Annotated in this window: 18 protein-coding genes; 8 read left to right on the plus strand and 10 right to left on the minus strand. The window is 44.6% G+C overall.

The genetic code is table 11. From position 1 onward, the window contains the following. The first annotated feature begins 16 nt into the window (after positions 1 to 16). Both F7Y48_RS04775 and asnS read left to right on the plus strand, forming a co-directional pair. Positions 17 to 1,642, plus strand: a complete 1,626-nt coding sequence (locus tag F7Y48_RS04775; protein WP_316681882.1) for a methyl-accepting chemotaxis protein — start codon at positions 17 to 19, stop codon at positions 1,640 to 1,642. A gap of 188 nt (positions 1,643 to 1,830) precedes the next feature. Further along, a complete protein-coding gene (gene asnS / locus F7Y48_RS04780) occupies positions 1,831 to 3,231 on the plus strand; it encodes an asparagine--tRNA ligase (protein WP_046876186.1) in 1,401 nt (466 codons plus the stop codon). A gap of 100 nt (positions 3,232 to 3,331) precedes the next feature. Here the strand turns inward: asnS and F7Y48_RS04785 are convergent, their stop codons facing one another. Continuing rightward, on the minus strand, positions 3,332 to 3,550 hold the full coding sequence (locus F7Y48_RS04785; RefSeq protein ID WP_012841649.1) for a hypothetical protein: 219 nt from the start codon (positions 3,548 to 3,550) through the stop codon (positions 3,332 to 3,334). A 106-nt stretch (positions 3,551 to 3,656) separates the two neighbouring features. Beyond that, entirely contained in the window at positions 3,657 to 5,078 is a 1,422-nt protein-coding gene (locus F7Y48_RS04790) for a PLP-dependent aminotransferase family protein (protein ID WP_316681884.1), read from the minus strand. A gap of 259 nt (positions 5,079 to 5,337) precedes the next feature. Here F7Y48_RS04790 and F7Y48_RS04795 point away from each other — a divergent pair, with 259 nt between their 5' ends. From F7Y48_RS04795 to F7Y48_RS04805, 3 genes are all read left to right on the plus strand, one after another. Next, positions 5,338 to 5,568: a hypothetical protein gene (locus F7Y48_RS04795; protein WP_005396877.1), complete on the plus strand. Its 231-nt coding sequence runs from the start codon at positions 5,338 to 5,340 to the stop codon at positions 5,566 to 5,568. Between the two features lie 245 nt (positions 5,569 to 5,813). Beyond that, entirely contained in the window at positions 5,814 to 6,113 is a 300-nt protein-coding gene (locus tag F7Y48_RS04800; RefSeq protein ID WP_005396873.1) for a hypothetical protein, read from the plus strand. Positions 6,114 to 6,444: 331 nt separating this feature from the next. Further along, positions 6,445 to 7,635 carry an amino acid aminotransferase gene (locus F7Y48_RS04805; protein WP_193447722.1) on the plus strand — a complete coding sequence of 397 codons (1,191 nt, stop codon included), beginning with the start codon at positions 6,445 to 6,447 and terminating at the stop codon, positions 7,633 to 7,635. 87 nt (positions 7,636 to 7,722) lie between these two features. On the opposite strand, the gene F7Y48_RS04810 is transcribed toward F7Y48_RS04805, so the two are convergent. Next, positions 7,723 to 8,364: an outer membrane beta-barrel protein gene (locus tag F7Y48_RS04810; RefSeq protein WP_316681886.1), complete on the minus strand. Its 642-nt coding sequence runs from the start codon at positions 8,362 to 8,364 to the stop codon at positions 7,723 to 7,725. A 317-nt stretch (positions 8,365 to 8,681) separates the two neighbouring features. Between F7Y48_RS04810 and F7Y48_RS04815 the strand changes: the two genes are divergently transcribed. Further along, a complete protein-coding gene (locus F7Y48_RS04815) occupies positions 8,682 to 10,571 on the plus strand; it encodes a DUF294 nucleotidyltransferase-like domain-containing protein (RefSeq protein WP_005396868.1) in 1,890 nt (629 codons plus the stop codon). Positions 10,572 to 10,579: 8 nt separating this feature from the next. After that, entirely contained in the window at positions 10,580 to 11,299 is a 720-nt protein-coding gene (locus F7Y48_RS04820) for a 3'-5' exonuclease (RefSeq protein ID WP_080936826.1), read from the plus strand. A 70-nt stretch (positions 11,300 to 11,369) separates the two neighbouring features. Here F7Y48_RS04820 and F7Y48_RS04825 read toward each other — a convergent pair whose 3' ends face one another. Together F7Y48_RS04825 and F7Y48_RS04830 are read right to left on the minus strand one after the other, a co-directional pair. Continuing rightward, entirely contained in the window at positions 11,370 to 13,253 is a 1,884-nt protein-coding gene (locus F7Y48_RS04825; RefSeq protein WP_193447724.1) for a methyl-accepting chemotaxis protein, read from the minus strand. 230 nt (positions 13,254 to 13,483) lie between these two features. Then, positions 13,484 to 15,055 (minus strand): BCCT family transporter, encoded by a 1,572-nt coding sequence (locus F7Y48_RS04830; protein WP_005394723.1) that lies wholly within the window; start codon positions 15,053 to 15,055, stop codon positions 13,484 to 13,486. Positions 15,056 to 15,442: 387 nt separating this feature from the next. Between F7Y48_RS04830 and F7Y48_RS04835 the strand changes: the two genes are divergently transcribed. Beyond that, the gene (locus F7Y48_RS04835) at positions 15,443 to 15,919 is read left to right on the plus strand and encodes a MarR family winged helix-turn-helix transcriptional regulator (protein ID WP_316683335.1); all 477 of its coding nucleotides are present in this window, start codon (positions 15,443 to 15,445) and stop codon (positions 15,917 to 15,919) included. 40 nt (positions 15,920 to 15,959) lie between these two features. On the opposite strand, the gene F7Y48_RS04840 is transcribed toward F7Y48_RS04835, so the two are convergent. From F7Y48_RS04840 to F7Y48_RS04860, 5 genes are all read right to left on the minus strand, one after another. After that, positions 15,960 to 16,598: a response regulator gene (locus F7Y48_RS04840; RefSeq protein ID WP_005394727.1), complete on the minus strand. Its 639-nt coding sequence runs from the start codon at positions 16,596 to 16,598 to the stop codon at positions 15,960 to 15,962. Then, positions 16,591 to 17,946, minus strand: coding sequence for a cache domain-containing protein (locus tag F7Y48_RS04845; RefSeq protein WP_005394729.1), 1,356 nt, complete (start codon positions 17,944 to 17,946; stop codon positions 16,591 to 16,593). The genes F7Y48_RS04840 and F7Y48_RS04845 overlap by 8 nt, the downstream gene beginning before the upstream one ends. 151 nt (positions 17,947 to 18,097) lie before the next feature. Then, positions 18,098 to 19,384 (minus strand): TRAP transporter large permease subunit, encoded by a 1,287-nt coding sequence (locus tag F7Y48_RS04850; protein ID WP_005394731.1) that lies wholly within the window; start codon positions 19,382 to 19,384, stop codon positions 18,098 to 18,100. Positions 19,385 to 19,396: 12 nt separating this feature from the next. Further along, positions 19,397 to 19,936, minus strand: a complete 540-nt coding sequence (locus tag F7Y48_RS04855; protein ID WP_316681891.1) for a TRAP transporter small permease subunit — start codon at positions 19,934 to 19,936, stop codon at positions 19,397 to 19,399. Between the two features lie 115 nt (positions 19,937 to 20,051). After that, on the minus strand, positions 20,052 to 21,143 hold the full coding sequence (locus F7Y48_RS04860; protein WP_005394734.1) for a TRAP transporter substrate-binding protein: 1,092 nt from the start codon (positions 21,141 to 21,143) through the stop codon (positions 20,052 to 20,054). Positions 21,144 to 21,450: the final 307 nt, after the last annotated feature.

Below are 21,450 nucleotides of genomic sequence, written 5' to 3' on the forward strand. Positions count from 1 at the left end.
TTACACTTATAAATTTATGCGCTCAACTATCACTTTTAAGCTCTTGCTCGCGTTAATTGCCGTCTTCAGCTGTGTTCTGGCTACCTCTACGGCTTATCAATACCATCAACAAAAAACCTTAATCAATGATGTTCTCAGTGAACAGCTTCATGATAAGGCTAGTAATTACTTCGATAGCCTAAACATGATGATGCTAACAGGCACCATGTCGCAAAAAGAAACTTTGCGAAAAAAAGCACTCGCTCAAGAAGGGATTGAAGAAGTTCGCGTGTTGCGAGCTGATACCGTCACCAAGCTTTACGGACCAGGACAAGTAAACCAACAACCGGTCGATGATATTGACCAACGAGCTTTAAATGGCGAACTGGTCATTGAGCCAATTTCAGCCGATTGGGGGAGCGGACTGGTTGTCGCGCTACCAATGAAATCAAGCGAAAATTATCGTGGCACCAACTGCGTTTCTTGCCATGTAGCACCAGAAGGCGAAGTATTGGGCGCGATTCGTTTGGAATACAACATGAACCACGTCAATTCAATGATCAATAAACAGGCAATGTTTGCGATGGGAATAATGGCCGTTATCGCGTTTGTTGGTTTTATTATAACGATGAGTTTGATTCGTAAAATCATTGTTCGCCCAATACAAAAAACGTCGCAATTCATGGCGAATGTGAGCCATAGTAAAGATCTATCTCAACGACTTGTTCATCACCAAAAAGATGAGGTAGGCCAACTTTCTACCGCGATTAATTCGTTTATGGATACGGTATCCGAGAGTTTAGAGCGTGTACAAGACACCTCCCACTCTCTTGCCAATTCAGCCAGTCAGTTAACGGATGTTGCACAATCAACAGACAAAGCGGCCAATAATCAACAATTGGAAACCAGTGACGTACAAAGCAACATCACCGACATGTTGCAACAACAAACCGCCGTTGAAGACTCGACCAATAACGCCACAGCTCTAGTCAACCACACCGTTGATGTTGCCACTCACAGCGCAAGCCAAGCACACAGCGTGAGCGAAGACATCAAACACTTGGTGAGCAATATTGACGGCGTACGGGAAAAAATCAGTTCGTTAAACCAAAGAACCGAAGAAGTATCATCCATTCTTGGGGTCATTAAAGGCATTGCAGAACAAACGAACCTACTCGCGTTGAATGCTGCAATTGAAGCCGCCCGAGCCGGAGAGCAAGGACGCGGTTTTGCCGTCGTCGCGGAGGAAGTGCGTAACCTAGCTTCTCGGACCGCCGAAGCCACAGGCAACATTGAGCATATCATTTCTCAATTCCAGCAAGGGAGTGAAGAGTCCTTAGCCTCTGTGGATACTGTCTGCCAGTTTGCTCACCAACGTTCAGTCGATGTCGAGACACTTTCAGTCACGATGCATAACGTTGTCGATGAAATGCATCAAGTTCTGAAACATGCGGAAAACATTCAAAGCCAGACGCAAACCACATCCGACGTCAGTCAGCGTATTCAATCCAAAATTGATGTGATCACACTGCATGCTGACGACACATCGCAATCAGCATCGCACACGCGTGATATTAGTGTTGATTTAGAGCATCTATCCGAACGTTTAGAGCAATTACTTAACCAATTCACACTTTCAGAGCATCAAAGAGTGAATAAATAGAGAGATTCTCCCCATCAAAATGAATATAAAGGTTGATGCGAGCGAATTGACAGGTAATATGTCTCGTTGAATCTGTAAAATGCTACCCAACTCAGCACTTAGCTTGTTTTTTGAACAAAAATGTTATTAGACAAGCACTTTAATAAGTGTTGGGTTGAATTTTTACCTCAATGGAGAATATTGAAAACATGACTTACGCGCCTGTATCAGACGTATTGAAAGGTCAGCTAGCAGTAGACAGCGAAGTGACTGTTCGTGGCTGGATCCGTTCACGTCGTGATTCCAAAGCTGGAATCTCTTTCCTTGCCATATATGACGGCTCTTGTTTCGACCCGATTCAGGCCGTGGTCCCAAATAATCTTAATAATTACGAAGACGAAGTACTAAAGCTAACGACTGGCTGCTCTGTTGAAGTAACTGGTAAGATTGTTGAATCTCCTGCAAAGGGCCAAGACTTCGAACTTGCTGCCACTGGCGTTAAAGTGGTTGGCTGGGTTGAAGACGCTGAAACTTACCCGATGGCAAAAACTCGTCACTCTATCGAGTACCTACGTGAAGTTGCGCACCTACGTCCGCGCACAAACGTAATCGGTGCGGTAGCTCGTGTACGTAACTGCCTATCTCAAGCGATCCACCGCTTCTACCACGAGCAAGGTTACTTCTGGGTATCTGCGCCGTTGATCACTGCCTCAGATGCTGAAGGTGCTGGTGAAATGTTCCGCGTTTCTACGCTAGACATGGAAAACCTGCCTCGTACAGACGCTGGCAAAGTGGACTACAACGAAGACTTCTTCGGTAAAGAAACTTTCCTTACGGTATCTGGTCAGCTAAACGCGGAGGCTTACGCTTGTGCACTAAGCAAGGTTTACACTTTCGGCCCTACTTTCCGTGCTGAAAACTCAAACACAAGCCGCCACCTAGCAGAGTTCTGGATGGTTGAGCCTGAAGTTGCGTTTGCAGAACTGGACGACGTTGCGAAACTGGCTGAAGACATGCTTAAGTACGTATTCAAAGCAGTACTTGAAGAGCGTCGCGATGACCTTGAGTTCTTTGCTCAGCGCATCGACAAAGAAGCCGTTAGCCGTCTAGAGAACTTTGTTTCTTCTGACTTCGCACAAGTTGACTACACTGACGCGATCCAAATCCTGCTAGATTCTGGCCGTGAGTTCGAATTCCCAGTTGAGTGGGGTATCGATATGTCATCTGAGCACGAGCGTTTCCTAGCGGAAGAGCACTTCAAAGCGCCGGTAATCGTTAAGAACTACCCGAAAGACATCAAAGCATTCTACATGCGTATGAACGATGATGGTAAGACGGTAGCGGCAATGGACGTTCTAGCACCTGGCATCGGTGAAATCATCGGTGGTTCTCAGCGTGAAGAGCGTCTAGACGTACTGGATGCACGTATGCGCGAAATGGGTATCGACCCTGAGCACATGAGCTGGTACCGCGACTTGCGTCGTTACGGCACAGTGCCACACGCAGGCTTTGGTCTAGGCTTTGAGCGTCTAGTATCTTACGTAACAGGCATGGGCAACGTTCGTGACGTGATTCCATTCCCACGTACGCCTCGCTCTGCGAACTTCTAATCACTTTTTAGTGAGACAGAATTAGAAAGACCTCCCTAGTGGAGGTCTTTTATTTTGTGCTCAACCGTCAATACCATCTGCTAAGTAACTCAAGCTTGAGTTAGTCTTCTTCCTTATCTCTGTCCGCTTTTTCAGCGTACTTTACGCCCACAATACATAAGCCAAACATTACGAAAGGGATCACGGCCGCGGTGTACTCTGTCCATGCCATATGAGAGAAAGATTTCGCCAAAATGAGATGCGCAAATACCAGTAAAAACGCACTAAAAATAGCAACGGCGATTAACCTTAACTCATGCTTAACCAACTGCTTTTTCATCTTAAATCCTGCTTAATCATCCAAGGTCTTTCGACCTGAATAATGATTGAAGCACAATTTGCAAAAATGGCGCTGATACAGTTGGAGCAAAAAAACACTAAGCAGTTTAATGAGTTTCAATTCTGAGTAATTCGCGAAGCAAATCACCTAACCTTTTGATAGCACGTTCTAAACTCGTTTCTAAAGGAAGCGATGTATTCAGTCTTAAATAGTTTTCGTATTGATCACTTATCGAAAAGAGTTTGCCATAAGCGACAGTAACCTGCTCAGACAATAGTGCTTGATATACCGCTTTACTTGATATTCCATCTGGCAATTTCAGCCAAAGAAAGTAACCACCACCAGGACGTTGATAGGTAACCTCTTTAGGTATGTGCTTTGCGAGTAAATGCACGAAGTCAGCTTGACGGTGTTGCAGTGTCTTACGCAGCTTTCTCAGGTGGTTGTCGTAACTGTCGTTTTGTAAGTAATGTGCAACCCCCTGCTGAATAGGGGCACTCCCAGACAATGTCGATATTAACTGGAGCTTTTGAATAGTCTCGTTAAAACGCTTATTCACCACCCAACCCAAGCGATATCCAGGGCATAAACTCTTAGAAAAAGAACCACAATGAAGGACACGCTCTTGCTCATCAAAGGTCTTCAATGAGTTCGGCCTTTTGTCAGAAAAATACAGCTCAGAGTACACATCGTCTTCGATGAGATACACATCATATCGATTGGCTAACTCAACAATGTATCGTTTGTGTTCATCAGACAAAGAAGCTCCGGTTGGATTATGAAAGTTCGTCATTAACCAACAAGCCCGAACGTCTTCATTGGCAAAGGCTGCTTCGATTTGTTCAAGCGAATGGCCACTCTCATCATCGACACTGATTTCAATAGCCTTGAGGCCTAACCGTTCTACTGCTTGAAGTGCGCCATAAAACGTTGGGGATTCGACAACGACGGTATCACCTGGTCGGGTGACCGCTTGCAAACTCAAGTTTAATGCTTCTAGCGCACCGGAAGTAATAACCACATCATCATGGGTTAATGATATCCCATGATGAATATACCTCTGAGCGACGAGTCGCCTTAACGACTCAACACCAGGAGGTAGGTTGTCTAGCAACTTATCCGGCCCCATTTTTCGTCCCGAGCTGGCCAAATTACGGTTAAGCGACTCTAAAGGAAACAAACACGGATCCGGAAACGCCGAGCCTAAATGAACAACATCCGATGTTGCTTGGTGCTTCAAAAACGAATACAACTCATCATTCAACTTAGTGCATGGCGTATTGTTACTTTTAATTCCATTCGTATTGGTGAGACGTTCAAGATCGGCAGTCACATAGTAACCAGATTGAGGCTTTGCTATCACCCAACCTTGCGCCTCTAGCAATTGATAGGCTTGTAATACCGTACCTGCACTTACGGAATGATTGCGGCTGGTGACGCGTATTGAAGGCAGCTTCTCCCCTGCTCTCCAAGTATCTTGCTGAATTTGTGCCTTAAACAATTCGGCCAATTGACGGTATCGATTCATGTATCCCTCATTTCACTTGCAGCCGCACCATAGCATACTTCGCGCCAGCATTCTGATATGGCAGTAGTCAATTTAGCAACGTAATTTATCAAGCTTGTTAATAGCAATTTCGACGACGAAGTGAGAATTTATGTTCCATACTTTTACTGATACGTCCGAGTGGTCTTAAATCTTTGCCTTGTCCGAAAAGCAAGGCATTCCACGGAGCTGAGAGTGTTAAATCCACTTAGACATCTATCTTTTAAGCCGGGAGGAAGCGATGAAAGTATTTACAATGGACGATCTCTCTTATCGCGGGAAACATAAAGGTGTACATAGCTGGGACCATCCTGGCGGCACAACCCCTTATTACTGGCATCCTGATTGGTTGCATATCGCTGAAGATGCTTTGGGTGAACACAAAAAGGCTGACCTTGAAGTCCCTGACGGAGAGGCCGCAACAGAAGAGCATGCAAAAGCGGCGATTCTCAAACACTTGAATGACGAGTAGTTTAGGCTCTATCACCGTTCAAGAATAGCGTTAGGCAGGCGAATCCATCGTCGTATGCTTTAAACGCAGATAAAGCCAAAACCTGCCAAATAATAAATTCTTCTGAATGAGAAGTACGCATCGTCTGTAGCTATCGAATGACAAAATAAGTCGATAGTTATCACATTAATTTTCATTACATCTGTTACATTTAGATAGTAATGGTGATGCACACCTCAACTCATGAATTATGAGAGAAAACAATAATGGCGAAATACAACGAAGAAGACATTAAATACAAAGGTGAATCCAACGGCGTACATTCTTGGAGTTCTCCTTCCGGCCAACCTTATTACTGGCACCCAGATTGGCTACACGTAGCGGAAGATGCGACGGGCACACACCCGAAACAAAAGCTTGAAGTCGAAAAAGCGGAAGTCCCAACAGAGAAGCACGCGTTAAAAGCAATCTTAAAGCATATGAACGACTGGGCGACTGAGAAGCTTTCTTCTAATCCAGACATCGAAACCAATGCGGTTGAGTCTGAAATCGATCTGAAGAAATAATATCAATCGGCCTCTATACTTCTTACGAGCAAACGCTCCACCTTTAGTGGGGCGTTTTTGTCTCACCGAGTAACCGCCACTCCACGTAAATCACTAACGCAAAGCACTGAAGTCAAACGATTGGTACGTGAACAAAACTTCATCAACCATGGTATAAATCCCCTTCAAACTCTGTGCCTACCAAACGTTTTCATGGCAAAAACTTTAGTTATGTTAGAATTCTGTTTCAAATCGCAACTTTTTTAGGTTTTCTTTTCAGTAACGGTTGTAACCAATATTGCTGAAAGGTATAAATGTTAGCACACCCCTTCGATTAACATGGATGAAGATTATGTTTGAAAAAGTAGTTGCCGCTCCGGCTGACCCTATTCTTGGCCTTACTGAAGAGTTTAAAAAAGATACTCGCGAAGACAAAATTAACCTTGGCGTAGGTATTTACAAAAACGAGCAAGGCGAAACCCCCGTTCTTGCAACAGTAAAGAAAGCTGAAGCAGCACTTGTTGAAACTGAAAAAACCAAATCTTACCTAACTATCGAAGGCACAGCTGAGTACGGCATTGCAGTACAAAAACTGCTTTTCGGCTCTGATGCAGAAATTGTAAACGAAAAACGCGCTAAAACAGCTCAAGCTCCAGGTGGTACTGGTGCATTACGTGTTGCTGGTGAGTTCATTAAGCGCCAACTTGGCGATGTAAAAATCTGGATCAGCAATCCTACTTGGGCAAACCACAACGGCGTATTTACTGCCGCTGGTATCGAAACGGCACAATACAGCTACTACAACGCAGAAACAAAAGATAAAGACTTCGATGCAATGCTAAACGATCTGCAATCTGCATCTGAAGGTGACATCGTGCTTCTACACGGCTGCTGCCACAACCCTACTGGTATCGATCCAACTGCTGAAGAATGGGAAACATTGGCGAAACTTGTCGCAGAGAAGAAATTGCTTCCTCTATTTGACTTCGCATACCAAGGCTTTGCTAAAGGCGTGGAAGAGGATGCGGCGGGTCTTCGTACTTTTGCTAAGTACAACAAAGAAATCCTAGTCGCGAGCTCTTTCTCGAAAAACTTTGGCCTATACAACGAACGCGTTGGTGCCTTCACGTTAGTAGCGGAATCAGAAGAAGTCGCAACAACCGCATTTTCGCAAGTTAAAGCCATTATTCGCTCTATCTACTCTAACCCACCAGCACACGGCAGCGCGGTCGTGACTCACATTCTTGGCAACGCCGAAATGCGTGCGGAATGGGAAGCTGAAGTAGCAGAAATGCGTGACCGTATCCAAGAGATGCGTGAACTATTTGTAGCGACACTAAAATCAGAAGGTGTGGACGCAGACTTTAGCTTCATCGAACGTCAAAATGGTATGTTCTCTTTCTCTGGCCTATCTAAAGATCAAGTAAACCGTCTGAAAGAAGAGTTCGGTATTTACATCGTCGGTTCAGGCCGAATCAGTGTTGCTGGTATGACGAAGTCAAATATGGGTCCTCTATGTAAAGGCATTGCAGCGGTTTTATAATCGATAGTCGCATACTTTATTAAAAGGAAAGGTCAGCATAAGCTGACCTTTTTGTTTTTATTTATTGCAAATAAATGAAACAGTCCGCTAGTAGACAAACTTCAAACTCAGCCCCACTTCATTGACATAATCAGAGCTCTCACCGCTGTAATCGGTATCTCTAAACTGATAAAAAAGACCAGTACCAATAACATCATGCCATTGGTAGTTAAAACCTATCTTAAAATTGTTCTCATCGACGATATCACTGCGGTTAACTTCCACCTCGGCCGTCGCAATAAGTTTTTCACTGAATAAGTAATTCACGCCAATGGTGACGGCTTGAAGCAGTTCACTATCTGAAGATAACGTATCATCCGTTTTGTCGTCCTTCGCTTTCGCTTTGATTGCACCTATTCCATATTTACCGTAGATATCGAATTGATCCGTAATCCCATAACGATAACCACCACCAAACAACAAACGGTCAATGCGAAGAGTAAAGTCGTCCGGATGGAAAAACTGCGCCGAGTAATCGACATTAAACAACCAGTTCTCAGTAAATAAGTAATTACCACCGAGTCCAATTGTGGTCGCGTTCGAATTATCTAACCACTCTTCATTTGTGGTTCCGGCACCCACATCCAGGTGAATGTGTTCGTACCCAAATTTTTCTGCTTGGTCCATGACCGCCGCGCTAGTTACTGCTGGCAAAGCAGCTAAAGACGCAAGCAATAAACTTCTCACCATTCGACTTCCTTTCATGAGAATTATTTAAACACCGCCCCCAAATCACCTTGAGTGGCTTAGTTCAACAAAAATAACTTAGTTTACAGACGCAGTAACGATTTGAAATCTGCTATGCCTCTAAATCAAGCATTGGCCCAAATATATCGACCACGTTCGCTCACCTTTTAAGTGACTATATAGTAGTAGAAATGCCGATTCCTTATCGTGCGATATGTCAGAATCTTATGACTGAGTACGAAAATCACGGTTCAGATAAGACTCTGTTTTAAAACTAAGTTAAGATTACTTTATTATTTGCGAACTAAAAGGCACCTTCGATGGATGCAGAACTTCTCGAGATTTATAACTTTCTCGCCAAGTATCCCCCGTTCAATGAACTCCCTGAAGAAACACTAAACAAGGTGACAGAGAGTGTCGAGATCTCGTACTACCGAGAAGATACCCCAATCATCCATTTTGGAGACTATATCCAAGATCTCTACGTGGTGCGAAGCGGGGTCGTAGAAGTTTATCGACGCAAAGGAGAGCTTTATAACCGTCTTGATGAAGGTGACTTATTTGGCCAGATGGGAATGCTAACCAACAACAAAGTACGCTTTCCGGTAAAAGCCATTGAAGATACTCTTCTCTACTGTATTCCTGGTGACGTTTTCCAAGAAATATACGACAACTTTGATTCCTTTGCAGACTTTGTCGAAGTGGAAAATAGTGCTCGTTTACGCCAAGCCATTTCAGAAAACAAAGATGCAAATGATCTGACGACATCGAAAGTGAAAACCTTGCTGACTGGCGATGCTCATACGATTGATCGAGGACAGACAATCCAACAAGCCGCGCAGCAGATGGCGAATGACAACGTATCTGCTCTACTTATCGTCGATCCAGATTTCGTTCGTGACGAAGATGACCCACAGTCTCCGGTACTTGGTATTATTACTGACCGTGACTTGTGTACCCGAGTGTTAGCCGAAGGCTTGTCTCCACAGGACGATGTATCAAGTGTGATGACCACTGAAGTCATGTCTCTTGATCACAATGCCTACATCTATGAAGCAATGTTAACCATGCTGCGTTACAACGTGCACCATCTGCCTGTGGTTAAAAACCAATTACCTATTGGTATTATCGAAACAACCGACATTGTTCGCTATGAATCACAAAACTCGCTCTTATTGGTGAGTAGCATTTTCCAACAACAGACTATCGAAGATTTGGCAGTTGTTGCTGAAGAAGTAAAAAGCAGCTTTGTACGCCTGGTCAACGAAGATGCCAACTCACACATGGTGGGCAGTGCGATGTCCGTGATTGGTCGAAGCTTCAAACAGCGTCTGTTAGAAATGGCTGAAGAAGAGCTTGGCCCACCACCAATTCCTTATTGTTTCCTTGCACTTGGCTCAATGGGACGTGATGAGCAACTGTTGGTGACTGACCAAGATAACGCCATCATTCTAGATGAGACCTACCAAGAAGAGAAACATGGTAAGTACTTCGAAGCTTTAGCAAAATACGTCAGTGATGGATTAGATGCCTGTGGCTACAAGTATTGTACGGGCGATATTATGGCAACCAACCCATTATGGCGCATGACTCGTTCAGAGTGGGAAGAGTGCTTCGCTGACTGGATTGATAACCCGAACCCGAAAGCGCTACTCAACGCGTCCATCTTTTTCGATTTGGATGGCGTTTACGGTCGCTTAAAATGGGCAGAACAATTAACCAGCTTTATTGTTCGTCGTGCGCGTAAAAACAATCGCTTCTTAGCCTGTCTGGCTCGCAACGCACTTAACCGAACGCCGCCACTTGGCTTCTTTAAAGACTTTGTGATGGAGAAAGATGGCAGACACAACAACTCCATCAACCTCAAACGTCGCGGTACGGCTCCTCTGGTCGACTTAATTCGTGTTCACTCTCTGGCGGTTGGCTCACGTGCACAGAACTCGTTTGAGCGTCTCGACGACATCATTGATGCTGGCATTTTGCCAAAAGGTCGTGCACAAGACTTAAAAGACGCACTAGAGTTTATTTCCATGGTGCGTATTCGTCACCAAGCGACGGACGTGGAATTAGGCATTGACCCAGATAACAATATCGAACCAGAAAATCTCTCTGAATTTGAACGTCGCAACCTAAAAGATGCTTTCCAAATCCTAAGCAATGGTCAGAACTTCCTTAAGTTCCGCTACCAAGCGAATAAGAGCTTTAAGTGAGGTTGAACATGATCAAAAAGCTCTTTCAGAAGCCAACCATTCAGTGGCCAACGAAATTTGAACAAAAGTTGGAGATGGCTAAAGATGAGAATTTAATTGCGTTTTATAGCAATAAACCACCTGCACCAGAGACCCCCCTGTCTGAGGTGGAGTTCGTCGCGCTAGATTTCGAAACGACGGGGTTGAACCCCGAGAAACATGACATCATTACCATTGGTTTAGTGCCGTTTAACTTGAAGCGGATTTTTTTGCGCAATTCACGTCATTGGAAAGTTCGCCCGCAGCGAGCACTCGATGAAGACTCGGTAATCATACATGGTATTACTCACAGTGAATTGATCGATGCACCTGACTTGGGCGACATCTTAAGCGAGCTACTACCATGCTTAAGCGGAAAAATCATTGTTGTGCATTATCGTCGTATCGAGAGAGAATTTCTGGATAAAGCACTCAAAAGCCGTTTAGGGGAAGGAATTGAGTTTCCAGTGATAGATACGCTGCATCTTGAAGAAACCATTCAACAGAAACGCTCTGGCTCACTCTGGGAGCGTTTAAAAGGGAAAAAGCCAGAATCGGTTCGGCTAGCGCAATCTCGACGCCGTTATGGTCTGCCAGACTATACCCCTCACCATGCATTAACCGATGCAATTGCTACGGCAGAACTGCTACAAGCGCAAATCGCCCATCATTATAGCGAAGACCAACCGATCAGTGAGTTCTGGCTATAACGTCTTTCTAGCTTAATAAGCGATCAAAAAAGGAGCCAAATGGCTCCTTTTTATTTAGGTCGGTATCCGATTACAGCTTAAAGCGTTGAATCTCTTGCTCTAATTCGTGTGAAAGCTCAGATAGGTGGGCAGCTTGTTCTGCTGCTTGATGAGCTTCTACCGACAGCTCGTTAGAAACGTCACGAATGCCTTCAGTATTACGCGTGATCTCGGTTGTTACCGATGCTTGCTCTTCTGCCGCCGATGCAATCTGCGTTGCCATGTCACTGATGCGCTCAACAGCAGTATGGATTTGCGTCAAGCTCGCTGCAGCCGCGTTTGCATCATCAACACTGGTGTCAGCCAGACGACGGCTATCACCCATGATGCCAACCGCTTTCGCTGTTGTGCCCTGTAACATCTCGATAGTTTCTTGAATCTCTTGCGTTGAAGCATGAGTGCGTTGGCTCAATACGCGAACTTCATCCGCAACCACAGCAAAGCCACGGCCTTGTTCACCTGCACGTGCCGCTTCAATTGCCGCGTTAAGTGCAAGTAGGTTAGTTTGCTCAGCAATATCTTGAATCGTTGATAGAATCGTATTGATGCTATTTCCGTGTGCTTCTAGCTCTTGAATCACATCAGTGGCAACTTGAACTTCTTGCGCCAAGTTCTGGATAGAACCTTGCGTCTGAGTCACTTGGCTAGAACCGTGTGAACAAGCTTGAACCGCTTCCTCTGAGTTACTTGCCGTGCTATCTGCATTACCTGCAATTTCTTGTGTCGCTGCAGCCATTTCGTTCACAGCCGTCGCCACCATGTTGATTTCATCTTGCTGGTAAGAGATACGCTGACTACGCTCTTCAGCTTGCTGTGCCGTCGTGCGTGCTTGCTCTGAAAGCGCAGATGATACGTGGCTAAGCTTGGTCACCATCGTGTGCATGTTGCCAACAAAGCGGTTGAAGTTTTCAGCCAGTTTACCGACTTCATCATCACTACGTGGTTCTAGTCGTTGCGTTAAGTCACCTTCACCAGATGCAATTTCCTCAAGTGCATTTGATACACGGCTCAAGTCACGGAACAAGAAACCAACCAACCAAGATACCGCAAGAATAACCACAATGGTGATCATCACTGCAGTGATCAATAGGTCACGTAGCAATACCGCATGCCCTGCTTCTTCCGTTGCGCGATCCATTTCAATCGCGAACATCCAATGCGTGCCAGGTACTTTATTAAAGTAGTAAAGCTTCTCTTTGCCTTTGATTACCGTATCTTCGATACGACCTTCATCTGCAGCGCGCTCGATTGCCTCTTCTGAAAAGTCTTTTAGAACACTGGTGATAGGCTTAAGCGTTAAGCTTTTATCTGGATGCGCTAGGAACGTACCTTCGTTCATATCGATTAACATCGCATGCGCATTTTCACCTGCATCTAGGTTAATCACGTCGCTGATAAGCTGATCGATCAGTACATCTGCACCAACAACACCAACAAACTGACCATTTTTCATTACTGGCTCAGCAATGGTTACAAGCAGCGCGTTAGTGATTGCATCTTGATATGCAGCTGTGATGATCTGCTTACCTGCGGCGTTAGCATCTTTGTACCAAGGACGAGTACGAGGGTCGTAATCAGCACGGTTACGCTCAGGGTGAGAGCGATACATATCACCGTTTGGTGTACCAAGGAAGATGTCATCAAAGCCACCAGCCTTGCGAGCTTGTTGTAGGAAAGGGACAACGTCTTGCTCTGTCGAGTAGTCGTTGAATGCGGTAGCAATATCTTTACGGATATTGACCCAATCAGAAATTCCTTCTGACGCAGTAGTACTTAGACTTTGCGCACGTGAATAGACACCTGAACGAGTCTGATCAAATAATTGACCAGCCGACAACCAAGTAAGTGCTGTTGCCATCACAACAACAGCAGAAAGGCTTGCGCCAATAAGCTTTTGTTTTAATGATAATTTCATATTTATAGTTTTTGAGTTGGGAGAACAGTTAAGGTGTGTGAATATTACACACTTTTTCACGACTATTCACTAATTTTTAAAAAACAAAATAGCACATTAACTCTTTGTAAAATATGAACTTTCACGTGTCATTTTTTTGTCTCACCGTCATAAAAACCGCACAAAAAAGCCAGCAAAAATGCTGGCCTTTTGATTACTTGTCACTCAGACAGATTTATAAAATGCCTGAGTTATTGACGTTCTGTTCTCATACCCATCAATAAGCTCACACACATTGCAAGCAGAATGAAGGTAAACGGTAGTGCTGTAGAAATTGCACCTGCCTGAAGCGCTTGAACTGCTTCTGAGCCACCAATCCACAGTAGAGCAACCGCAATTGCACCTTCCATAAATGCCCAGAAAACACGTTGAAGTACAGGAGCGTCGACTTTACCGCCCGCTGTGATGCTGTCGATAACAAGTGAACCAGAGTCAGAAGACGTGATGAAGAACACAAGTACCAACACAACAGCAATGATTGAAAGCATGCTACCAAATGGAAGAACATCGAACATTTGGAACATAGCAAGTGAAACGTCAGTCAAACCATTCGTGCCCAACTCACCTACTTTATCAACAACTTGCTCGATCGCTAGACCACCAAATACTGACATCCAAACAACAGTAACAGCGGTTGGAACCAATAGAACGGCTGTAATGAATTCGCGAACGGTACGACCGCGAGAAACACGCGCAATGAACATACCTACGAATGGTGACCATGAAATCCACCAAGCCCAGTAGAATACTGTCCAGCCTTGGAACCATGCCTCATCTGTACGACCAAACGGGTTACTTAGCGGAATAATATTCTCTACGTATGCCATAAGTGTGGTTGGAATCGAGCCTAAACTCGCCGCCCAACCGATAAGACCAACAAGAATCAGTAGCAAGAACGCCACAACCATGTTGATGTTACTAATGACTTTAACGCCACCATCAATACCACGTACGACTGAAACAACAGCAAGCAAAGTTACAACGGTAATGACGACGATTTGTAGGCCAAGGCCTGGCTCAACACCAAATACGTGATGAATACCACTCGCCGCTTGTTGTGCACCTAAGCCCAGTGACGTTGCAAGACCAAACAAGGTCGCAAGAACGGCCAAGATATCCACGATATGACCAGCCCAGCCCCACGCGCGATCACCCAGAAGCGGGTAGAAGATCGAGCGCATAGAAAGCGGTAAACCTTTGTTGTAGGCAAAGAATGCTAAAGAAAGTGCTACAACACCGTAAATTGCCCATGGGTGAAGACCCCAGTGAAACATCGTCGCACCCAGTGCCAATCTCGCTGCTTCTGGTGTGTTTGCTTCAACACCGAGTGGCGTTTCATACCAACCAGTGAAGTAAGCGACAGGTTCTGCGACACTCCAGAACATTAAACCGATACCCATACCAGCCGCAAATAGCATTGCAAGCCATGACATGAACGAGTAATCGGCAACAGCGTCTTTACCACCTAGGCGGATTTTACCCATAGGCGAAACGATAAGTGCCAAACAGAAAATAACGAAAATATTACCTGCAATAATGAACAACCAATCGAATGAACCAATGATCTTCCATTTCAGCCCATCAAGTGCCGTCTTTGCGGTATGTGCATCTAGAACTAATGCAGCGACAAGAAACAGCGCAATTAAACCTGCACTAATACCAAAAACTGGGTTATGAACATCAAAACCCCATTTTTGAACGTTGTCTTGACCTACCGTATAGTCGGTACTATCGATACTGTACTTATCTATACCCTTTGTCATCGTTCCTCTCTATTTTTGTACTGTTTTTACGTACCAAACAAAAAAATCTTTCGAACACGATACGTTTTACATTCCGTGAAGGCGCAAGATCCTATCATTTGACACGTTTTTGTCTATCTTTTTGCTATGAAAAAATCCAATAACTTACTTTTCACTCAGCAATTTCCGCCTTTAAAAGGATAAACCACTAGCGCAATAGTTAGACCACAAACATTTATTGCTATAATAATTTTAGGTCTTCTTATTTTGTCTACACGACGCGACAAAATGAAATTGGAGACACTACTTAAAATTGTAGTGGTAATTTTTGATTCCACCCCTTTAAATAAGGGCGCATTTAAGTTAGTGTCGCCTCGATAAATGTTCCCTACAGACTGGATGAATAAATTGGAAAAGTACGAAGAAGTATTGGTCTCGATTCGTCAGATCATCCGCGCTATTGATTTACATTCTAAAAAGCTGAGCAAAGAGTCTGGATTGACCGCTCCACAGTTGATTTTGATGCGTGCTATCAATGAGTTAGATAACGTAACGATTAAACAGTTGTCTAGCCACACTAACATGAGCCAAGCGACCGCAACGACCATTCTAGATAGACTAGAACGAGGCCAGTTTGTTGAGCGTCAACGCAGTGTTCAAGACAAGCGTAAAGTGCATGCTGTACTTACGAACAAAGGCCAAGAAGCCCTAAAGCAAGCACCAACGCCATTGCAGGAACACTTCATTAATCGATTCCAAAAATTGGAAGAATGGGAGCAGTCTCTGCTGCTATCTTCCGTTCAGCGCATCTCAACAATGATGAATGCAGAGGATATCGATGTCGCTCCAATGCTCGAGCTTGGCAGCATTACAAAAGTCGATTAATTTCGCTCTCACGTGCTCGCTTTTTGCGGGCACTACTCTCCTACTCCGTTAACCCTGTTTCAAACGCATATTTCGCTAGCTCCGCCGTCGAATGTAAATCCAACTTGTGCTTAATGTTATGGCGATGCGTTTCTACCGTTCGATAGCTAATGTTGAGCAGTGTGGCGATTTTCTTACTGCTGTTTCCTTGAGCGACTAATTTAAGCACCGCCTCTTCCCTGCGGCTGAGTGGATTCGTTTTTTGAGTGGCTGGCACCACCTCTTGGGTAAAAAGCGTTTGTGTGACAGACTCACAGAAATACGTTGAACCTTGATTTACCGTTTTTATTGCTTGCACCATTTTCTCGGCCGAGATTTCCTTGAGCATGTACCCTACGGCGCCAGCTTGCATGACCTTCATGATGTATTCACGGTTATCGTGCATGGTCAGCATAAGTATTTTGCTCTCTGGTCGCTCTTCTTTAATTACCCCAGTCGCTTCAATTCCGTTCATTATCGGCATGCTAATGTCCATCAAGATGACATCAGGCTGAAGGTGCTTTGCGACTTCTATCGCTTCCAGCCCATTGCTTGCCGTACCGACCACTTCAATGTCAGGCTCTAACTCCAAGCGAGCCATGAAGCCATCTAAGACCACTTGATGATCATCAACAATCACCACACTAATCGGTTTATCCATAAACTAATTCATCCAAATTAAGCAGCACGGTAATCTCTGTTCCTAAACCAAGCTCACTCATCAGTTCAAACTCACCACCAATGAACTCTACACGCTCTTGCATGTTCCTTAACCCAATCCCTTGTTGGTGCACTGCTTGGTTAACCACAAAGCCAACACCGTCGTCACGTATGAGTAATTGCAGCATATTGCCCATTTTTTGCAAAGTAACCGTCACTTTTTTCGCTCTTGCGTGTTTTTCGATGTTGTTCAAAGACTCTTGAGCAACACGATACAAGGTCGTCGCGACCTCCGACGTCAGTTTGTACTGCTGAGTATCAAAATTACTCTCGATATCAATCCCAGAGTGAGAGTGAAAGTCTTGCAGTAAAGTGGTCAGTGCCGCCTCTAAGCCGATATCATCGAGGGCGCTAGGGCGAAGTTGATGAGAAATATGCCTTACTTCATTTATCGCGGTGACCAATGAGCGTTGCGATTTATCTAAGTGGGATTTGAGTTTTTCGTCTTCCAGTCTATGACTCATTAAATCCAAATGACATTTACTAGAAACTAACAACTGGTTGATTCCATCATGCAACTCTCTCGCTAGATGCTTTTTCTCATCCTCTTGAAACATGACGGTTTTATGTGCCAACTCTTTAAGGTTTTTATCGGCAAGACGGTGTTCATGCAAATTGATCGCTAAAGTGAGAACGATAATTACAGCAACGGTCACCGCTAAGATCACGACGACCGAGAAAAAAGTCGTTTCGATATTTTTGTTCACCGCAGCACGCATATTGGCAACTTCTTGGCTGACGTCCTCAATATAGAGCCCTGTCCCTATCATCCATTCCCACTTATCGAGCCATGCGGCGTAGCTAAGCTTTGGGACGACCTCACCCGTAGATGGCTTTTGCCACAGGTATTGATGAAACCCACCACCTGATTGAGCTTGATACAACAAAGCTTCAATTAGACGATCGCCATTCTCGTCTTCAAGATAGAGTAAGTTCTCCCCGACTAGCTCTGGAAGAACAGGATGTACAAGGTTGGTACCGTATTTATCGTAAGCGAAAAAGTAGCCGTCTGCTCCGTAGCTTAAACGGTTTAAAATCGCTTTCACGCGTGTTTTAGCAACGCTCTCTTCTAAGGTTGGATCGTTGTAGATATAAGAAATGGAGTCAAAGGCGACGTCGACCGTATCTTTCAACGCCGCCTCTTTTGATTGGATCAGGTTTTGATGAAAGATCTCTACCTCCCTTTTGCCAAGAGTCTTGGTTTGATAGATAGAAATCCAACTGATACTCGCTGACACCAATACCACGGGTATCAATGTCAGCAGAATTAACTTTGCTTTGAGAGGCATCCCTTTCCTCCATGAAACGCTGCTTTACAGCTCACTATCTTAGCAGCACAAATAACTCGACTTCGTCCGCCTAGACATAAATAGCAGCTTAACAACTTGTCTCAAAAGGTAAAAACTCTCAGTTCACAAAATCTCTTTTATTATCGAGTGATCAACTCATGCCATAAAAGCCAGGGAAGAACAGCAAAGAAGCCAACACGACAATTTGAATCGCGATAAACGGCATTACACCTTTGTAAATATCTCGCGTAGTGACACCTGCTGGTGCGACGCCTTTTAGATAGAACAAACTAAAACCAAATGGCGGTGTTAGGAATGATGTCTGTAAGTTCATTGCGATAAGAATCGCAAACCACGTCATGTTGATACCCATCAACTCAGCGACCGGCGCAATAATTGGCACGATGATAAAACAGATTTCAACGAAGTCGATAAAGAAACCTAAAATCAGAATCACCACCATAGTAATGATGAGAAAGCCCCACTTTTCTCCAGGCAATTCTAACATCCACTCTTCGACTAGATAATCACCGCCGGTGTAGGTAAATGCCATTGAGAAGGCGGTTGCCCCTAGCAAAATAGCAAAGACCATTGCGGTTACTTTAACGGTTTCTTTCGATGCATCATAAATCATCGACCAACTAAACTGCTTATACAGTAACGACAGAACTATCGCACCAGCGCCGCCCAGAGCCGCTGACTCTGTTGGCGTTGCAATCCCAGCAAAGATTGAGCCCAATACCACAATGATCAGTGCTAGTGGCGGTAAAACGGCTTTCAGCGCGGTGAACACTTCTTGCTTTCGACTGATCGACTCATCGCGCTCTATCGCCTGTGCGGCTTGAGGGTTCAACTTTGCGTAAATAAGAATGTAGATCACATAGGCGCCAACAAGTGTAATACCGGGCCAAATCGCAGCTTGAAATAGGTCCCCTACCGGAACGCCGAGTACATCCCCTAACAAGATCAACACGATAGAAGGTGGAATAATTTGTCCCAAGGTACCAGACGCACAAATAGTCCCGCACGCCAAGCCTTTGTCGTAATTGTATTTAAGCATCACAGGGAGTGAGATCAGCCCCATCGCAACAACCGATGCGCCGACTACGCCCGTTGACGCGGCAAGTAATGCGCCAACCAATACTGTCGAAATAGCAATACCACCACGGACGCCGCCAAACAGACGTCCCATCGACTCAAGCAGTTGCTCTGCAAGCTTCGTCTTCTGAAGAACTAGTCCCATGAAGACAAACAATGGTACGGCCATTAGCACCGTATTTTCCATAATGGATTGAATACGATATGGCATGAAAGCAAACATCTCGATGCCTTCAGCCCAAACACCAAAAATCAGTGCAATACCGCCAAAAGTAAAGGCAACGGGGAATCCCAATAAAAGCGCAAAGAGCGCGACAAAAAACATCACTATACCGATCATAATGCCTTCCTTTTACGACTTACCGTTATTATCGGCATAGATAAGATGAGGGTTAACAATCTTGTTGATCGAATGCAGCAGCAATCCAATGCCACTGACTGCCATAAAGAAAAATGACAGCGGAATCATCGCTTTGATGATCCAACGATATGGCAATCCGCCTGGGTCACCAGACGTCTCGCCTAGCGCGTAACTTTCTTTGGCGAAATCGATACCAAACCAAGCCACCAGTAGGCAAAAAGGGAATAAGAAAAATAGCGTGCCTATGATGTCGATGATGGATTGTGCTTTGTAAGATAAGCGTTCATAAAAAATGTCGACGCGAACATGGCCACCAGACTTAATCGCGTAAGGCACACCAAGCAGAAATACGGCGGAGAATAGATGCCATTCCATTTCTTGGAATGCAATGGATACATCGTTGAATACATATCGCATCACAACGTCGTAAACCACATTCACCAACAATAAAATAAACAGGATGCTGGACAACCATCCGAGAAAATCGCTAAAGCGGTTAAATAATCGCTCAATATAAATAAGACTTCTCATTCCGAACTCCGTGGAACGTTTGGATACGCTCCGCTATGGTGCGGAGCATTCATTATGAAGTTTTCTTGGGCTTCGTTCGCAGGCTAAACCTCTCGGCGTCGCCTGCGTCATAACGTTATTGTTGAGCTTGACTGTTTAAGTAAGCTCGGTGTGAAATGTCTGACCAAGGTCGAACTTGATTCATGTAGTTCGCTTGCGACTCTTGAATCTCTTTCGCCAAAGCATCTTTTTCTGCGTGCTCTTTCAACAAACGATCGTTTGCTTCTCGCAACGCAGCCACTACTTCAGGCGGGAAGTCTTTGACTTCAACATTTGGGTATTCAGATTTGATAGATGCCCAGTTTTTGCCACTTTCGTGTTTCGATTGCGTGTACATATCGTAAGCGGCGGTTTTCATTGCTACTTGTAAAATCGCTTTTAGATCATCAGGTAGACGGTTCCAAGTACGCTTATTAACAAGGAACTGAAGCTCAGTTGCTGGCTCATGCCAACCTGTGTAGTAGTATGGCGCGATTTTGTGGAAGCCCATGCGCAAGTCCAATGATGGACCAACCCACTCCAAGGCATCAATTGTGCGACGCTCTAGAGAGGTATATAGCTCACCAGGGGCGATATTCGTTGGTTTTGCACCTAACTCGGCCAAGATCTCACCAGCAAAACCTGGGATACGCATTTTCAAACCCTGCAAATCCTCGACGGACTTGATCTCTTTCTGGAACCACCCGCCCATCTGAGTATCGGTATTACCGCCAGGGAAAGACATCAAATTATGAGGAGAGTACACTTTCTCCATCAGCTCCATACCACCGCCGTAGTAAAACCACGCATACTGCTCAGTTGGTAACATACCGAAAGGCATAGAAGTGAAGTAAAGTGTGTTTGGAACCTTGCCCTTCCAGTAGTAAGACGCCGAGTGGCCCATGTCGTATTGGCCAGACTTAACCATATCAAACACCCCAAAAGGCGCTTTGTGCTTGTTTGCGGAATCAATACGGATTTGTAGACGCCCGTTGGACATCTCCTCTGCCATTTTTGCCATGTTTTTTGTCGCATCACCAAAAATCGGGAAGTTAGGTCCCCAAGTTTCAGCAAGCTTTAAACGATAGACTTTTTCAGCAGCATTTGCAGAAGTCACAACGAATGTCATCGCGGCAACGACAGCGGTTGTTTTGAGCACTCGTTTTAAAGATTTTTGGATTAGACTCATCGTTCACGTCCTTTATCACCAAGGTTATTGTTGTCATCCATTTCATTAGGATTGGCTGTATTCGGTATAAAAGATGTAACAATGTTGTCGAATGCGAAATGGGCATGAACACGGAAGCGAGTAATTCATCAATAAGACATTAGCATTAGGTATTACGTATAACTACGTAGGACAGCTGTTATACAACAAGTTTAACCATCATAAAATTAATGAGTTACTTTTCCCTTAACGATGTAAAAAGAAAAATTATACGTACGTACTTCTCTGCCAAAAAATTTACATAGTATTTAAGAAAATGTGACAAAGC

The organism is Vibrio sp. 2-1-2a, from assembly GCF_032648565.1.
GTDB classification, from domain to species: Bacteria; Pseudomonadota; Gammaproteobacteria; order Enterobacterales; family Vibrionaceae; genus Vibrio; species Vibrio diabolicus.

Excerpts from the sequence above, each read along its gene's own strand:
- F7Y48_RS04815 (WP_005396868.1), top strand. The coding sequence starts at position 8,682 with ATGGATGCAGAACTTCTCGAGATTTATAACTTTCTCGCCAAGTATCCC.
- F7Y48_RS04775 (WP_316681882.1), top strand. The coding sequence starts at position 17 with ATGCGCTCAACTATCACTTTTAAGCTCTTGCTCGCGTTAATTGCCGTC.
- asnS (WP_046876186.1), top strand. The coding sequence starts at position 1,831 with ATGACTTACGCGCCTGTATCAGACGTATTGAAAGGTCAGCTAGCAGTA.
- F7Y48_RS04860 (WP_005394734.1), bottom strand. The coding sequence starts at position 21,143 with ATGAGTCTAATCCAAAAATCTTTAAAACGAGTGCTCAAAACAACCGCT.
- F7Y48_RS04830 (WP_005394723.1), bottom strand. The coding sequence starts at position 15,055 with ATGACAAAGGGTATAGATAAGTACAGTATCGATAGTACCGACTATACG.
- F7Y48_RS04805 (WP_193447722.1), top strand. The coding sequence starts at position 6,445 with ATGTTTGAAAAAGTAGTTGCCGCTCCGGCTGACCCTATTCTTGGCCTT.
- F7Y48_RS04825 (WP_193447724.1), bottom strand. The coding sequence starts at position 13,253 with ATGAAATTATCATTAAAACAAAAGCTTATTGGCGCAAGCCTTTCTGCT.
- F7Y48_RS04820 (WP_080936826.1), top strand. The coding sequence starts at position 10,580 with ATGATCAAAAAGCTCTTTCAGAAGCCAACCATTCAGTGGCCAACGAAA.
- F7Y48_RS04800 (WP_005396873.1), top strand. The coding sequence starts at position 5,814 with ATGGCGAAATACAACGAAGAAGACATTAAATACAAAGGTGAATCCAAC.
- F7Y48_RS04790 (WP_316681884.1), bottom strand. The coding sequence starts at position 5,078 with ATGAATCGATACCGTCAATTGGCCGAATTGTTTAAGGCACAAATTCAG.
- F7Y48_RS04785 (WP_012841649.1), bottom strand. The coding sequence starts at position 3,550 with ATGAAAAAGCAGTTGGTTAAGCATGAGTTAAGGTTAATCGCCGTTGCT.
- F7Y48_RS04795 (WP_005396877.1), top strand. The coding sequence starts at position 5,338 with ATGAAAGTATTTACAATGGACGATCTCTCTTATCGCGGGAAACATAAA.
- F7Y48_RS04855 (WP_316681891.1), bottom strand. The coding sequence starts at position 19,936 with ATGAGAAGTCTTATTTATATTGAGCGATTATTTAACCGCTTTAGCGAT.
- F7Y48_RS04840 (WP_005394727.1), bottom strand. The coding sequence starts at position 16,598 with ATGGATAAACCGATTAGTGTGGTGATTGTTGATGATCATCAAGTGGTC.
- F7Y48_RS04845 (WP_005394729.1), bottom strand. The coding sequence starts at position 17,946 with ATGCCTCTCAAAGCAAAGTTAATTCTGCTGACATTGATACCCGTGGTA.
- F7Y48_RS04810 (WP_316681886.1), bottom strand. The coding sequence starts at position 8,364 with ATGGTGAGAAGTTTATTGCTTGCGTCTTTAGCTGCTTTGCCAGCAGTA.
- F7Y48_RS04850 (WP_005394731.1), bottom strand. The coding sequence starts at position 19,384 with ATGATCGGTATAGTGATGTTTTTTGTCGCGCTCTTTGCGCTTTTATTG.